Here is a 14,443-nt window from a genome sequence, read left to right as displayed (position 1 = left end):
CGTTAACAACGCCGATGTTAATACTCATTAACATCGGACGTCCACCCCCCTACACTTCCCTCATGACCTCGGAACCCGTGCGCCCCGCGGGCGGCCGGGCGACGGTGACCTCCCCGCGCCGGGCGGAGATCCTGGCCGCGGCCGCCGAACTGTTCGCCCGGCGCGGCTTCCACGGCGCCTCCATCGGCGACGTCGGCCGGGCGGTCGGGCTCACCGGCCCCGCCCTCTACCGGCACTTCCGCGGCAAGGAGGCGGTGCTGGCCGAGATGCTGCTCGACATCAGCGAGCGGCTGCGGGCCGAGGGCGCGCGGCGCGCCGCCGACCCCGACCCCGCCCGGGCCCTGGACGCCCTGCTGCGCTGGCACATCGCGTTCGCCCTCGACAACCCGGCGCTGATCACCGTCCACGAACGCGAGCTGGACAACGTGCCCGAGCCGCAGCGCCACCAGATCCGCCGCCTGCAGCGCGCGTACGTGGAGGAGTGGGTCGGCGTGCTGCGCCGCATGCGTCCCGACGCCCCGCCCCCCGAGGACCGCGCACGCGCCGCCGTGCACGCCTGCTTCGGCCTGCTCAACTCCACCCCCTACAGCGCCGCGGCCGTGGACCGCTCCGCGATGGGCGACCTGCTGTACGCGATGGCGCGCGCCGCCCTCCACCAGGTCTCCTAGCGGCCCTGGGAAGTCGTTCCGGTGGGCGTTGAACGGCGCGGGCGGGCGGTGCGTACGACTGGGCATGACGGACCAGAAGGTGGCGCCCCTCGGTAACGGTTCGGCTGACGGTCGTCGCAGGGCGGCGCACGCGTCGACGTCCCCGGACGACGACGCCCGGCCGGAGACGCCGACCGACGTCAAGGTGGCCGGCGCCGACTGGTCCGAACGCGCCGGACGGTCACCCGCGCGGACGGCGGCGCGGGCGGCGAACTCCATCGAGGTGTGGCCGTGCGCCAACTGCGGCAGGCCCGTCCCGCAGCCGGTGCCCGGCACCTGGTCGGTGCGCTACTGCCAGGACGGCGACGGGGCGTGCGCCGCCGAGGCCCGCCGGCGCCGCGAACGCGGCCGCGACACCCCGGGGCTGACCGGGCAGGTCGCCTGGGCCTGGGAGATCGTCGAACGGATGGAGGAGGCCGTCGGGCGGCTGGCCGGTTCGCTGGCCTCCGAGCTGAGCGTCGCCGGGGTGGAACGGCGCATCGCCGACGCCGACGCCGAGGCCGCCGCCCGCATCGCGGTCGCGCAGAAGGAACGCGACGCCTCCCAGCGGCAGGCCGAGGCCGCCTGGCGGCAGGCCGCCGCCGCCCAGGAGCGGATGGAGGCCGCCGAACGCGAGGCCGCCGCCGCCCGCGAGGAGACCGACCGCGTCGCCGCCGAACGCGACGCCGCGCGCCGCGAGGCCGCCGAGGCCCGCGAGGCCGCCGAGCGGTCCGCCGCCGCCGGGCTCGCCGCCGAGCACGAACGCGACCGCGTCGTCGAGCGCGAGAGCGAGCTGCTGGCGGCGCTGGAGTCGGCCCGCGCCGAGCTGGTCACCCTGCACTCGCGGCTGTCGGACTCGGAGACGATCGTGGAGGGCCAGCGGATCGAGGCCGCCGCCGCCCGCCGCGCCGCCGACGACCTGCGCGCCGCCCTCCACGAGGCCGAGACCAAACGCGGGCAGGCCGTGGCCGACCGCGACCAGATGCAGGCGCGCCTGCACGAGTGCGAGCAGCAGAACTGGCAGCTGTCGCGCACCGTCGACGAGCTGCGCGCCGCGCTGACCGCGCTGACCGGCGAACGCGACGCGGCCCGCGCCGAGGCCGAACGCGCCCGCCGCCAGATCGACGCGCTGACCGGCTCCGCCGTCCCGGACGCCCCCGCCGGCCGAACCGCCGGCGGCCGCCCGGTCAACGGCACCCGACCCGCCGCCGAGCCGGAACCGCCCACCGGGCTGCACTCCCTGAACGGATTCCGGCTTCCCCACGCGGGCTGAACGACGAGGAGGAGGTGAGGCCCCTACCGCAGAGCACTGGCCCTGTCAGACCGGCCGCCGCGCCGTACCGGGACGGCGCGGCGGCCGGCCGCCTTGTGCGACCGGCCGCGGTTCAGCCCCGTTCGCGCAGCCGCGCCGTGTAGTCGACGGCCCCCGCGTGCACGGCGGCGTGCACGGCGCGGGCGACGCGCGCCCCCCACGTCGAACGCGGCCCCGCGAACGGTTCCTCACCGCCGGACCCCGGCACCACGGGCGCGGCCACGCAGATCGCGTCCGACGCGGTGCCGGTGCAGGAGTAGCCCGCCTCCAGCAGCGCCTGCGTCTTGGCCTCGGTGGCGGTGACGACCGCGTTGACCAGGGCGGCGTCGCCCAGCGGCACGGGTACCGCGACCACGATGTTGATCGTCCCGGGGACGGTCCCGTCCAGGTGGACGGGCGCCAGTTCGGGGTCGGCGGCGTCCGCGGGCGCGGCCGCCCACGTCGGGACGCGCAGCCCCACCGTCGCGGACACCGCCACGCCCTCGTCCTCGGCCTGGACGGTGCGGCCCACGGGCGCGGCGGTCATCATGGCGACGCCGCGTCCCCGCAACCCGTAGGCGTCCGCCAGCTCACGCAGGTGCGCCTGCGGATCCAGGCGCGCGTACCCGCCGGGCACCTGCGCGTTGAGCACCCACCCGACCGGCCCGATCCCGCCGCCGAGGAGCGCCGAGGAGATCGCCCGCAGGCCCGCCCCCGTCCGCCACACCGTCGCCGCCAGGCGCGCGCCGTCCTCCTCCCGCCAGTGCGTCTCCAGCCTCATCGGTCCTCACCGGAGGAGCGCTCCAGGGACAGCACGGGACGGCCGTCCGGGCCCCGTGCGACGTGCACCCGGGCACCGAAGTGCGCGCCGACCGTCTCGCCGGTGAGCACCTCGCCGGGCGGGCCGGACGCCGCGACCCGGCCGTCCGACAGCAGCACCAGCGCGTCGGCGTACTGCCCGGCCAGCGTCAGGTCGTGGATCGTGGTGAGCACGGTCAGCCCGTCGTCCAGCCGCAGCCGCTCCACCAGGTCCATCACCTGCTGCTGGTGGCCGATGTCCAGCGCGGTCGTCGGCTCGTCCAGCAGCAGCACCGGCGCCTGCTGGGCCAGCGCCCGCGCCAGCACCACCCGCTGCCGCTCCCCGCCCGACAACCGGTCCAGGGGACGCGCCGCCAGGCCGGTCAGGTCGAGCCGTTCCAGCACCTGCGCCGCCACCGCCCGGTCGCGGGCGCTCTCGCGGCCCAGATGCGGGATGTAGGGGGAGCGGCCCAGCAGCGTGTAGTCGAACACCGTCATCCCCGGCGGCAGGTTCGGGTTCTGCGGCGCGTAGGCCACCAGGCGGGCGCGGCGTCGCGGCTTGAGCGACCACGGGTCCGCGCCGGCGACGCTCACCGTGCCGCCGCGCGGCCGCACCAGCCCCAGCACCGCCCGCAGCAGCGTGGACTTGCCCGCGCCGTTCGGACCGATGATCGCCGTCCACGCCCCGGCGGGCACCTCCAGCGACACGCCCCGCAGCACGGGCCGCCCCTCCAGGTCGACGTCCAGGTCGCGCACCGAGACGCTCACGTGTCCGCCCGCCCGCGGACGGCGCGCAGCACCAGCACGAAGAACGGGCCGCCGACGAACGCGGTGACCACGCCGAGCGGAAGCTCGCCCGGCGCCACGATCGTGCGGCCCACCAGATCGGCGACGGTCAGGAACGCCGCGCCGCCCAGCAGCGACAGCGGCAGCACGATCCGGTACGAGCCGCCCGCCAGCCGCCGCACCACGTGCGGCACCACGACGCCGACGAACCCGACCAGCCCGCTGACCGCCACCGCGCACGCGGTGGCCAGCGACGCGGCGGCCAGCACGGTCAGCCGCACCCGCGCCGCCGACAGCCCCAGCGAGGCGGCCTCCTCGTCGCCGACGCTCAGCACGTCCAGCAGCCGCCCGTGCAGCAGCAGTGTCACCACCGCCACCGCCGCGTACGGCGCGATCATCGCCAGGGTCGGCCAGTCGGCCAACCCCAGCCCGCCCAGGATCCACGAGTAGATCCGCTGCAGCTCCTCCGCCTTGGCCTGCTGCAGGAACGCCTGCACCGACGCCAGGAACGACGACACCGCCACGCCCGCCAGCACCAGAGTCGCGGTGCCGGACCCGCCGCCGCGTCCGGCCGTGCTGCCCAGCCCGTATGCCAGCGCGACCCCGCCGACCGCCCCGGCGAACGACGCCAGCGGCACCGCCAGCGTCGGCCGGTCCGACAGCACGACGATCACCAGCGTGGCGCCGACGCCCGCCCCGGCCGCGGCGCCCAGCAGGTACGGGTCGGCCAGCGGGTTGCGGAACACGCCCTGGTAGCCCGCCCCGGCGACGGCCAGCAGCCCGCCCACCACCGCGCCCAGCAGCACCCGGGGCAGCCGCAGCTCGAACAGCACGTTCTGGTCGACGGCGGCCAGCCCCGAGTCGACGTGCACGAACGGCAGCCGGTCGGCCAGCGCCTTCAGCACCCCGGCGACCGGCAGGCCGGCGGGCCCGATGAGCAGCGCGGCCAGCATCGCCGCCAGCAGCACCAGCACGGTCACCGCCAGCGGCACGGGACGCAGCCGCGCCGCCTCCTGCGTCCTCACCGAAGCGACGGCTTCACTGCGCCGCCGACGACTTCTGCACGGCGTCCCCGATGACCTTCACGAACTCCGGCAGCCGCGGACCCCAGCGGGAGGCGATGGAGTCGTCCAGCTCCACGACGTTCTTGCGCTTCACCGCGCCCAGCCCGGCCCAGCCGGGACGCTCGCCCACCGTGGCGGCGCTCTGCCCGCAGCACTTGGTGTCGGCCAGGAACACCAGGTCGGGGTCGCTCTTGAGCAGGTGCTCGCGCGACAGCTGCGGGTAGGCGCCCGCCGACGACTGCGCGTCGTCGGCGATGTTGCGCAGGCCGAACAGCCCGTACACCTGCCCGACGAACGTCTTGGACGTCACCGTGTGCAGCTGCTCGTCCAGCTCGTGGTAATAGGTGAGCGGCTCGCCGCCGGGGGCGGCGGCCTTCTTGGCGGAGTCCACCGTCTGCTGGATCCGGCGGCGCATGTCGTCGGTGAGCCTGCGGGCCTGCTCGGCGCGGCCGGTGGCCGTGCCCAGGTCCATGATCTCGTCGTAGGCGTCCTCGATGCGGGTGGCGGCGGGCTCCAGCAGCACCGGCACCTTGACCTTCTCCAGCGCCTTGACGATGCCGTCCATGTCGTCCGACAGCACCACCAGGTCGGGCTTGTACCCGATGATGGCCTCGGCGTTCGGTTTGAACCCCGACAGCTTGGTCTTCGGCGCGTTCGCCGGGTGGTCGGAGTACTCGTCGGCCGCCACCACCTGCGGGCCTGCCCCGATGGCGAACAGCGTCTCGGTGTGCGTGGGCGACAGCGACACGATCCGCTTGGGCACGCCGGGCAGCGTGACGGTGCCGTTGGCCGCCTGGACGGTGATCGCGGCGCCGTCCCCGCCGTCCCGGCCGGACGATGTGTCGTCGTTCGCGCCGCCGCACGCCGCGGTCAGCGTCAGCGCGACGGTCAGGGCGGCCGCGCCCAGGGCACGTAGCGGTCTCAACGGAGCCTCCAGGGGGGCGGAGGGGCCGCCCGCGACGGGCCGCCCTTCCGCGAGGGTCGACGTCATCCGCGCGCGGGAGGCGACCTGGCTCGGCCGTGCGGGGCACGGCCATCACAGTTGCGGGACAGCGCCGGAATCACACCGGACTTCGCTCCGTCGCGCGCTCGACCGGTCACGTTATCAGCCGTTCGTCCGCTTCCGGCAACGGACGTCCGTCCCTGGGCTATCGTCGGCCCCGCGAACGTGATCGACGACGGGTGGGGAGTGCTCGTGGCTGGGGAACAGGACGGGCGGCAGGGTGTCGCGCTGGTCACCGGGGCGTCGCGCGGGCTGGGCGCCGTCATCGCGCGGCGGCTGGCGGCCGACGGGTGGGCCGTCGCGGTCTGCTACCGGTCCGGCGCCGAGCAGGCCCGGCGGGTGGTCGGGGACATCCGCGCGGCGGGCGGCGCCGCCGAGGCGTTCGCCGCCGACGTCACCGACGAGGCCGAGGTGTCCGGCCTGGTGGAACGGGTCGCCGAACGCCTGGGCCCGGTGGAGGTGCTGGTCGTCAACGCCACCGGTCCCCAGCCGGAGGTCGCCGTGGAGGACCTCACCTGGGAGGCCCACCTGGACCAGCTGCGGTTCTTCGTCAAGAGCCCGACCCTGCTGCTGCAGGCGGTGCTGCCCGGCATGAAGGAGCGGGGACGCGGCCGGGTCATCCAGATCGGCTCGGACATGTTCGAACGCGCGCTGCCCGGCATGTCCGCCTACGTCGCCGCCAAGGGCGCGCAGATCGGGCTGACCCGGTCGTGGGCGCGCGAGCTCGGCCGCCACGGCATCACCGTCAACCTCGTCGCGCCCGGCTGGATCCCCGTCGAGCGGCACGCCGACGTCCCCGCCGAGGACCGCGCCGCCTACACCGCCGAGGTGCCCCTCGGCCGCATGGGCGACCCCGAGGACGTCGCCGCCGCCGTCTGCTTCCTGGCCTCCGAGGCGTCCGGCTTCATCACCGGCGAGCGCGTCACCGTCAACGGCGGCCACACCATCGACTAGCCCCGGACGTCACGGCCGGAAGGCGGACCGGGTCGGGTCGTTCATGCCGTTGACGGGGGAGATGGTCGTGGACCGGGACGCCTCGTCCAGGCGGGCGGCGGCCTCGGCGGGCAGGTCCAGCGCCAGGCCGTCCAGGTTCCCGCGCAGCTGCTCCACGCTGCGCGGCCCCACGATGACCGACGTGACACCGGGCCGGCCCCGCACCCAGGCCATCGCCACCGCCGCGGGCGCGGCGCCCAGCTCCGCCGCGACCTGGCCATGCCGGACCTGCCGGCCCTGCTCACCGCCGCCTGCCTGGCCGCCGAACGCGGCCAGTGGGACGAGGCGACGCGCACCCGCACGCTGTCGTTCATGTTCGACGGCTTCCGCCCCCGCTGATCATCGGCGGCCGCTGCGGACGACGGCGGCCGGCCCACCGGGGATCGCGGCGGTGAGCCGGCCGCCGTCGCGGCGAAGGCGGACCCTACGGGCGCGAGGCGCCGGGGTCAGCAGGCGGGTGCCACCGGGTTGTCGGAGCCGGTGTAGACGTAGGCGTCGGCGATGTACCCGGCGCCGACCTTGTTCCAGATGTCGCTGGTGCCGTACGTGCCGGTGACCGAGGTGCCGCGCCGGTAGCAGGAGATGAACACCGTCCCGCCGTCGGGCACCGAGCCGATCGACGAGCCGCTGGTGCTCGCGCTGGACCGGACGGTCAGAGCGATGCCGGAGGTGTTGACCGTGCCGGACGGGCCGATGCAGGTGTTGCGGCTGGTGTAGTTGGCCGTGCCCCAGTAGGTGATCTGCGACCCGTTGAACGTGATCTTCTGGTCGACGCCGTTGAGGCGCTGCTCGAAGTGCAGGTGCGGGCCGGTGGAGCCGCCGGTGGTGCCCACGGTGCCGATCTGCTGCCCGGCCGCCACGCTCTGCCCGACCGTGACGAACTCGCCGGACAGGTGCGCGTACCGGGTGCGCCAGCCGCCGCCGTGGTCCAGTTCGATCCACAGCCCGTAGCTGGTGCTGCCGGTGTTCTCCACGCGGGCGACGGTGCCCGCCGCCGACGCGGTGACCGCGTCGCCCTCGTCGTTGGTGCGGTTGAAGTCCACGGAGTTGGCCGGGCTGTGGTTGGTGCGGGTCTGCCCCGACCACACCTGCCCGCAGGGGAACGGCATCTGGAACGCGGGCGCGGCCATCGCCGGGGTGGCGGGCAGCAGGGCCAGGACGGGGGCGGCGGCGAGCAGGACGGCGGTCGAGCGTGCGGGCACTCTCATGGGACGGCTCCGTTTCCTCGTCGGACGGGGGCGACTACGTCAGCAGGCGGGGGCCACCGGGTTGTCGGACCCGGTGTAGAGGTAGACGTCGGGAACGAAGTGGCCTGGGCCGATGCGGTTCCACAGATCGCTGGTGCCGTACGTGCCGGTGACCGTCTGACCCCGGACGTGGCACTCGACGACGACGTTGGCGTAGTTGGCCGCCAGCCCCACGATGCCGGCGGAGGTGCTGGCGGACGACCGCACGTTCAGGGGCGTGCCGTTGGTGCGGACGACGCCCTTGGGGCCGCTGCCCGTCCACAGGTACGTGACGTTCACCCAGGAGTTGTCGGTGAGCCGCAGCCCGTCCCAGAAGGTGCCGTCGGCCAGGTCGATGCCCGCGGGGTTGGCGACCGTCCTGCCGAACTCGTCCTTGCCGCCGTTGTAGCCGTCCTGGTAGGCGGCCTGGGCCTCGGGCTTGCCCTGGGGCAGGTTCGTCCACATCTGCCGGACGGACGACGGGTTCCAGTAGTCGTCGCGTGTGTTCCAGGGGCCGACGTCCCACACGGGCGCGTACTCGCAACGCGAACCCGACGTCGTGCACACGCGCACCGAGTACTCGCCGGCGTTGTTGGCCGACAGCCCCCGGCGGGACGGCAGCGCGACGAAGTGGTCCCTGGTGGTGATGACGTGGCCGTTGGCCGTCGTGCCGCCGACCAGGCCCTCGCGGGTGGCGTAGATCCGGTACGTCTGCGCGGCCGCGGCCGCGACCCGGCGCTGCGCGACCTGCTCGCCGGTGAGCCGCACGGACGACACCGCGGGGGAGGCGCCGCCGGGGGCGGTCGACAGCACCACCCGCACCTGGATCCGCTTGGACGAGGCGGGCAGCACCTGCCCGGCGGGATGCCACTCGGTCCACGCGGTGCCGCCCAGGTGCGCCCGCACCTCGACGGTTCCGGCGCCCGACACCTGCGCGCTCACCCGGTTGACCGGTTCCGGCAGGTCCTTGGGGGCGAGGAGGAGCAGGCCCGAGGCGACGGCACCGTCCAGGGAGGCGGGTCCGGTGCGGTTGTCGCGGAGACGGAGGGCGTGACCGTCGTGACGGACGTTGACATCGTCGCTGTCGATGACCGACAGGTCCGGTGTCCAGGCGGTGTCCGCTTCCGCGGTGGCGGGCAGGGCGACGAGGGACGCGACGACTCCGAGAGCCACGGTTCCCTTACGGATCAGCGGGAGCATGACCAAGAGAGTGAGCGCGAGTGATCGTCTCGGCAAGCGTGAAAGATTTACGAAAGCAACCTTCGTATTTCGGCTACCGTGCACCCGCTCCAGCTAGGAACGTTCCTAAGCGCCGGCCCACCCGGCACGGCGGCCCCGACTTTCACCGACCGGCGCGCCCTGCTTAACCACGCCGCGCCCACCCGTTCACCCACCGCCCCGAACCGCCTCCCGGGATCAACGCACGTGATATCCCTCCGCGGGAAAGTTCGACCGTTAGTCGACCCGGTATTTCCTGCCGGGCCGGTCAGGGGCACACCGTCCACGTCGACAACACCGGCGCGCTGCTCAGGGATCTAGCGGCCATACCGCGCACGAAGATGTGCGCACTGCCGCGTTTGTCGTTGTAGTCCAGCGAGACGGCCCAGCGGTGGGCGGCCCGTTCAGCCCGGAAGTCCATCGACAGGGTGACGTATTCGTCATGCGTCAGGTCGATGGCGTGGGCGGGGAAATACGGCCGGCCGTCCTTGCCGAGCCCCGGCGACCGGGGATCGTCCAGATCGAATAGTCGATCGACACGCTTCCCGCTTCCGGTGCGGTCTCCCAGCGCTGCCGGCCCGTCCCTCACCCTTGTGCTGGTCGGCGCGGTCCTGCTGGCCGCCGGCTTCCTCGGCGGCGTCCTGGCGCACGAGCGGTGGGGCTCGGGCGGGGTCGGCGGCGGGCTGTTCGCCGGCGGGGCCCGTGCGGGCATGCCCGGCGGTGGCTACGGCGCCCCCGCTCAGGGGGGTCAGGCCGGTGATCGCAGTGCCTTCCAGGAGTGCCTGCGGAAGCGGGGGGTGGACCTGCCGCAGCGTCCAGCGGGTCAGCGGGCGCAGGGCACCCCGTCCGGACGGCCCACCGGCGGCCCCGGAGGTGGCATGGCCTCGCTGTCGGCCGAGCAGCAGGAGGCGTTCCAGGCGTGCGCCTCGCTGCGTCCCTCGCCGCCGAACGGACGGCGCGGTAACGGCGGGCCGCCGGACGGCGAGGTGCCGGCGGCCTTCCGCGACTGCATGTCCAAGAACGGCGCCGAGGCGGCCGAGGGTACCCGTGTGGCGGACGTGAAGACGTCCGACCCCACGGTGGCCAAGGCCCTGGAGACCTGCCGTCCGCTGCTCCCGCAGCGCGGCGGCGGATCACCCTCGCCGACCCCGGCGGCGTCCTAGGCGGCCCGGCGAGCCGGGGGCCGGGCGGGCCGCCGGGTCAGGCGGCCGCCGTGGCGCGGCGGCCGTGCCGCAGGCCGTGCAGGGCCGCGACGACGGCGGTGAACCCCGCGCCGATCGCCGCGAGCACGAAGCACAGCACGTACCCGTGCAGGCTCGGCACCGACGTGCCCCGGATCACGTTGCCGGTGAGCACCGAGGCGGTCACCGCGCTGGCCGTGCTGCCCCCGGCCGTGCGGACCAGCGAGTTGATGCCGCTGGCGATGCCGCTCTGGTGCATCGGGACGTGCTGCACGGCCAGGGTGCCGAGCGCCGCGTACGCGATGCCGAACCCGATGCCCTGGACGGCGCTGAACACCAGCATGTCGGCCACCGAGTCGTTGAACAGGGCCAGCCACACGTAGCTGAGCGCGGCGAACACCGAGCCGATCGACAGTGTGTACGCGGCGCCGAGCCGGGCCTCGAACCGCCCGGCCAGCGCCGAGAAGATCAGCATGGTGAAGGTGCTGGGCAGCATGTACAGGCCGACGTCCAGCACCGAGCCGCTCAGCCCGTAGCCCACCCGCTCCTCGGGCGTCTGCACGAAGTTGGAGACCAAGGTGAACGCGGCGAACATCGAGAAGCCGAGCACCAGCGAGGCCAGGTTCGCCGACAGCGACCTGGGGCCGACCAGCAGGTTCAGCCGCACCAGCGGCTCGCGGACGGTCAGCTCGACCGCCACCCACGCCGCGCACAGCACCGCCGCCGCGATGAACAGGCCGACGACCCGGCCCGAGCCCCAGCCCCAGGAGTTGCCCTGGCTGATGCCGAGCAGCAGGCAGACCAGCCAGGAACCGAGCATGAGCGCGCCGAGGACGTCGGGCCTGCCGCCCGTGCGTCCGCCCCCGGCCGGGGCGCACACCGCGACCAGCACCAGCGCGCCCGCGCCGAGCGCGGCCGCCGTCCAGAACACCGGGTGGTGGCTGGTGGTGTGGTCGGCGATCACACCGGTGAACAGCATGCCGATGGTGCCGCCCACGCCCATCGTCGCGCTGACGATCCCGATGGCGGTGGTGACCCGGTCGGCCGGGAAGGCGTCCCGGATCGTGCCGATGGCCAGCGGGATCAGCGCCGCCGAGGCGCCCTGCAGCGCCCGCCCGGCGATGAGCACGCCGAGCGAGGTCGACAGTGCGCACACCACCGACCCGGCGACCAGCAGCCCCAGCGTCACCATGATCATCTTTTTCTTGCCGTACATGTCGCCGAACCGCGACAGCAACGGGGTGGCGACCGCCCCGGCCAGCAACGACACCGTGAACACCCACGTCACCGCCGACACCGACACCTGGAAGGAGTTCATCAGCCGGGGCAGCAGCGGCAGCACCAGCGTCTGCTGCACGGAGACGGCCATCCCCGCGACGGCCAGCGCCAGCAGGGTGAGCGCGGCCGGTGCGCGCGCCGTCCCCGCCTCCGCGTGATCGGTGAGCTTGACCGGTCCGGTCCCCTTGGTACCGGTGCCTGACATGAGACCTCCTGCCGGATGGCATAGAGCGCCGGGGTGGGCGCGGTCGAACCGCGGGCGCGATACAACTTGCTTAAGTTAAGCAAATAATTCATAGGATGGGAGGCATGTCCACGCAACGGCCCGTACAAGCCGTCGACCCCGCCCGGCCCGCCCCGTGCGCCGGGGTGCCTCCGGTGCCGGCCGACGTGATGGAGATCGAGCGCGCGCTGGCCCGGATCTCCTACCTGCTCAACCGCAGCCGCCAGCACGGCCGGGTGATGGCCGAGGCCGGGGTGCCGGTCGACCGCGCGGCCGTCCCGGTCCTGCGGCTGCTGTCCGACACCGAGCCGCTGCGCCTCGGCGAGGTGGCCGGCCGGCTGGCGGTCGAGCCCTCGCACGTCACCCGCCAGGTGCAGCGGCTGGTCAAGGTGGGGTACGTGGAACGCCTGCCCGACCCCGACGACCACCGCGCCTTCCGCGTCGGGCTGACCGCGCGGGGACGCGACGCGGCCGACCGCATCCGCCAGGTGGGACGGCAGTGGATGCACGACGCGCTCGCCGAATGGCCGCCGCCGCAGCGCGAGCAGCTCGCCGTCCTGTTCAACCGCATGGTCGACGACTTCCTCGCGCACGCCGAGCACCGTCAGATGCCTTGCTCCGAGGGCCCGGGCTGAGCCACCCGCGGGCCCCGGCCGGCGACCGGCACGCCGCGTACGGCCCGTTGTACGACATCCACACCCAGGACACCTCCCGGGCCTGCACGGTCCACCGCCCCGCGAGCGCCGGGGACGTGCGGGTCCTGTGCGTCGGCATCCCCAAGGTCGATGACGCCGGGATCGAGCCGCGCAGGCTCACCGCGCGACAGGGCGTGGCCTTGGGCGCGCCCCTCCCCGTGGCGGTGCTGGCCTGCGAGCTGCTGGACGACCGGTGGAGCGGCGTCTGGGCGGTCGCCGGCGTGGTCCTCGCCTGCTGGGCGATCGGCTACGGGCGCCGGCACGCCCGGCGCGTCCGGACGGCGAAATGACCGGCGGCGACGGGTTCGACGCCACCATCCACGCGCCCAACCGGCTGCGCATCTGCGCGCTGCTGGACCCCGCGGAACGGGTGGAGTTCGGTGTCGTCCGCGACCGCCTGGGGGTCAGCGCCTCGGTGCTGAGCAAGCACGTCGCCGTCCTCATGGACGCGGGTTACGTGGAGCAGACCAAGGCCGTGCGCGACACCCGCCAGCGGGTGTGGCTCTCGCTGACCCCCGCCGGCCGCGCCGCGTATCGCGCGCACGTCGCGGCACTGCGCGCCATCGTGGGAGAAGGCGACGCGGCCGTTCGCTGAGTCCCGGGTTTCCCGGCCGCGGCAAGGGGCAGGCTGCTGGCTGGACCGGCCGCCTCTCGGCATCGGCGGCGGTCGAGGCGGGGCCGTGAACGAGGAACGCAGGGACGACGACGCGCGCGCGACGGGGGCACGGCAGGTGCCCCCGTCGCTGGTCACGGCCGCCGGCTACGGCTGGCGGCTGCTCGTCCTCGCGGCCGTGGTCTACGGGCTGGTCTGGATCTGCACCAGGCTCACCATCGTGGTGCTCCCGATCATCGTGGCGCTGCTGCTGTGCGCGCTGCTGCACCCGGTCACGGCGTGGCTGTCCCGGCGGGGGCTGCCGCCGCTGGCCGCCACCTGGATCACTCTGCTGCTGTCGCTGGTCGTGCTCGGCGGGGTCGGCACCTACATCGTCATCGAGGCGAACGCGCAGTTCCCCCGGCTGGCCACCGAGGTGCAGCAGACCGGCCGGGAGGTGCAGAGCTGGCTGGTCAACGGGCCGCTGCACCTTAAAACCTCGCAGCTGCAGCGGTACGTGGACGAGGGCGTGAAGTACCTGGAGGCGCGCCGCGGCAAGCTGGCCAGCACCGCGGTCGAGGCCGGGCGGATGACCGTCGAGTTCCTCGTCGCCTTCATCTTCATGCTGTTCGTCCTGTTCTTCCTGCTCAAGGACGGCCGCCAGATCTGGGACTGGCTGATCGGCGGGCTCGGCTCCTACCGCACGCGCGTGGACCGCGCGGGCCGCGCGGCCTGGCGGACGCTGTCGCAGTACGTCCACGGCACCGTCACGGTGGCCGCCATCCACGCGGTGGTGCTGGCGATCGTGCTGACGGTGCTGGGCGTGCCGCTGGTCGCCCCGCTCGCCATGATCATCTTCCTGGGCAGCTTCATCCCCATCATCGGCATCCTGGTGAGCGGCACGCTCGCCGTCGCCGTCACCTTCAGCGCCAAGGGACTGTGGGCGGCGCTGATCTTCCTCGGCATCCTGCTCGTCGAGCAGCAGATCGAGGGTCACCTGCTGCAGCCGCTGGTGGTCGGCCGCTGGGTGCGGCTGCATCCGCTGGCGATCATCGTGTCGCTCACCGTCGGCGGCGTCCTCGCCGGGATCCCCGGCGCCGCCCTGGCCGTGCCTCTGGCCGCCGTCATCTACCGCGCCTGGCCCGCGCTGCGCGCCTCACCCGAACCCGGCACCGCCGACACGGCCCCGGCGGACTCCGCCCCCGCGAGACCCGCCGCGGAACCCACCCCCGCCGCCCCTCCCCGCGTCGGCGCAGCCCCCGCCGACCCGCCCCGCGCCGGCGCGGCCCCCGCCGACCCGGCCGGCGCCGACCCGGCCCCTTCCGACGCGGCGAGCGAGGGCCGCTCCCGGGATGATCCGCCGGAGCGCGGCGGTTGACCCTTGTCGTCACGGGTGGGGCCGGTTCGGG

General features: G+C 74.3%; 17 protein-coding genes and 1 riboswitch. Of the genes, 8 read left to right on the top strand and 9 right to left on the bottom strand.

The genetic code is table 11. The annotated features are described in order from the left end of the window. The first annotated feature begins 62 nt into the window (after nt 1-62). Both ABZ801_RS21410 and ABZ801_RS21405 read left to right on the top strand, forming a co-directional pair. The gene (locus ABZ801_RS21410; RefSeq protein ID WP_360700262.1) at nt 63-668 is read left to right on the top strand and encodes a TetR/AcrR family transcriptional regulator; all 606 of its coding nucleotides are present in this window, start codon (nt 63-65) and stop codon (nt 666-668) included. 64 nt (nt 669-732) lie between these two features. Beyond that, on the top strand, nt 733-1,959 hold the full coding sequence (locus tag ABZ801_RS21405; RefSeq protein WP_360700259.1) for a chromosome segregation ATPase: 1,227 nt from the start codon (nt 733-735) through the stop codon (nt 1,957-1,959). 112 nt (nt 1,960-2,071) lie between these two features. On the opposite strand, the gene ABZ801_RS21400 is transcribed toward ABZ801_RS21405, so the two are convergent. The 4 genes from ABZ801_RS21400 to ABZ801_RS21385 are packed head-to-tail and all read right to left on the bottom strand — an operon-like array spanning nt 2,072 to nt 5,550. After that, entirely contained in the window at nt 2,072-2,758 is a 687-nt protein-coding gene (locus ABZ801_RS21400; protein ID WP_360700256.1) for an adenosylcobinamide amidohydrolase, read from the bottom strand. Beyond that, nucleotides 2,755-3,543: an ABC transporter ATP-binding protein gene (locus tag ABZ801_RS21395; protein ID WP_360700253.1), complete on the bottom strand. Its 789-nt coding sequence runs from the start codon at nt 3,541-3,543 to the stop codon at nt 2,755-2,757. The genes ABZ801_RS21400 and ABZ801_RS21395 overlap by 4 nt, the downstream gene beginning before the upstream one ends. Continuing rightward, the gene (locus ABZ801_RS21390; protein ID WP_360700250.1) at nt 3,540-4,586 is read right to left on the bottom strand and encodes an iron ABC transporter permease; all 1,047 of its coding nucleotides are present in this window, start codon (nt 4,584-4,586) and stop codon (nt 3,540-3,542) included. The genes ABZ801_RS21395 and ABZ801_RS21390 overlap by 4 nt, the downstream gene beginning before the upstream one ends. Nucleotides 4,587-4,599: 13 nt before the next feature. Beyond that, complete coding sequence (locus ABZ801_RS21385; protein ID WP_360700247.1) at nt 4,600-5,550, bottom strand: ABC transporter substrate-binding protein; 951 nt, start codon at nt 5,548-5,550, stop codon at nt 4,600-4,602. A gap of 83 nt (nt 5,551-5,633) precedes the next feature. Next, nucleotides 5,634-5,697, bottom strand: a riboswitch (cobalamin riboswitch). A 123-nt stretch (nt 5,698-5,820) separates the two neighbouring features. Here ABZ801_RS21385 and ABZ801_RS21380 point away from each other — a divergent pair. After that, entirely contained in the window at nt 5,821-6,582 is a 762-nt protein-coding gene (locus tag ABZ801_RS21380) for an SDR family oxidoreductase (protein ID WP_344940632.1), read from the top strand. 9 nt (nt 6,583-6,591) lie between these two features. On the opposite strand, the gene ABZ801_RS21375 is transcribed toward ABZ801_RS21380, so the two are convergent. The 4 genes from ABZ801_RS21375 to ABZ801_RS21360 all read right to left on the bottom strand — a co-directional run bounded on the left by ABZ801_RS21375 (nt 6,592) and on the right by ABZ801_RS21360 (nt 9,654). Next, entirely contained in the window at nt 6,592-6,897 is a 306-nt protein-coding gene (locus ABZ801_RS21375) for an aldo/keto reductase (protein ID WP_360700396.1), read from the bottom strand. Between the two features lie 170 nt (nt 6,898-7,067). Continuing rightward, nucleotides 7,068-7,829, bottom strand: coding sequence for a peptidoglycan DD-metalloendopeptidase family protein (locus ABZ801_RS21370; RefSeq protein ID WP_360700243.1), 762 nt, complete (start codon nt 7,827-7,829; stop codon nt 7,068-7,070). Nucleotides 7,830-7,868: 39 nt separating this feature from the next. Continuing rightward, on the bottom strand, nt 7,869-9,020 hold the full coding sequence (locus ABZ801_RS21365; RefSeq protein ID WP_360700240.1) for a hypothetical protein: 1,152 nt from the start codon (nt 9,018-9,020) through the stop codon (nt 7,869-7,871). Between the two features lie 313 nt (nt 9,021-9,333). After that, on the bottom strand, nt 9,334-9,654 hold the full coding sequence (locus ABZ801_RS21360; protein ID WP_360700237.1) for a hypothetical protein: 321 nt from the start codon (nt 9,652-9,654) through the stop codon (nt 9,334-9,336). Nucleotides 9,655-9,658: 4 nt separating this feature from the next. Between ABZ801_RS21360 and ABZ801_RS21355 the strand changes: the two genes are divergently transcribed. Then, entirely contained in the window at nt 9,659-10,228 is a 570-nt protein-coding gene (locus ABZ801_RS21355) for a hypothetical protein (protein WP_360700234.1), read from the top strand. A gap of 37 nt (nt 10,229-10,265) precedes the next feature. Here ABZ801_RS21355 and ABZ801_RS21350 read toward each other — a convergent pair whose 3' ends face one another. Then, nucleotides 10,266-11,729 (bottom strand): MFS transporter, encoded by a 1,464-nt coding sequence (locus tag ABZ801_RS21350; RefSeq protein ID WP_360700231.1) that lies wholly within the window; start codon nt 11,727-11,729, stop codon nt 10,266-10,268. 104 nt (nt 11,730-11,833) lie between these two features. On the opposite strand from ABZ801_RS21350, the gene ABZ801_RS21345 reads away from it, so the two are divergent. From ABZ801_RS21345 to ABZ801_RS21330, 4 genes are all read left to right on the top strand, one after another. Further along, a complete protein-coding gene (locus tag ABZ801_RS21345) occupies nt 11,834-12,382 on the top strand; it encodes a MarR family transcriptional regulator (protein ID WP_360700228.1) in 549 nt (182 codons plus the stop codon). Then, nucleotides 12,361-12,732, top strand: a complete 372-nt coding sequence (locus ABZ801_RS21340) for a hypothetical protein (protein WP_360700225.1) — start codon at nt 12,361-12,363, stop codon at nt 12,730-12,732. The genes ABZ801_RS21345 and ABZ801_RS21340 overlap by 22 nt, the downstream gene beginning before the upstream one ends. After that, complete coding sequence (locus ABZ801_RS21335) at nt 12,729-13,037, top strand: transcriptional regulator (protein ID WP_344940602.1); 309 nt, start codon at nt 12,729-12,731, stop codon at nt 13,035-13,037. Before ABZ801_RS21340 ends, ABZ801_RS21335 begins: the two co-directional genes overlap by 4 nt. Before the next feature lie 85 nt (nt 13,038-13,122). After that, entirely contained in the window at nt 13,123-14,412 is a 1,290-nt protein-coding gene (locus tag ABZ801_RS21330) for an AI-2E family transporter (RefSeq protein WP_360700222.1), read from the top strand. Nucleotides 14,413-14,443: the final 31 nt, after the last annotated feature.

It is taken from the genome of Actinomadura sp. NPDC047616, assembly GCF_040642915.1.
Taxonomy (GTDB): Bacteria; Actinomycetota; Actinomycetes; order Streptosporangiales; family Streptosporangiaceae; genus Spirillospora; species Spirillospora miaoliensis.
The sequence above is the reverse complement of the archived record's forward strand: the minus strand, read 5'-3'. Positions and strand labels throughout refer to the sequence as shown.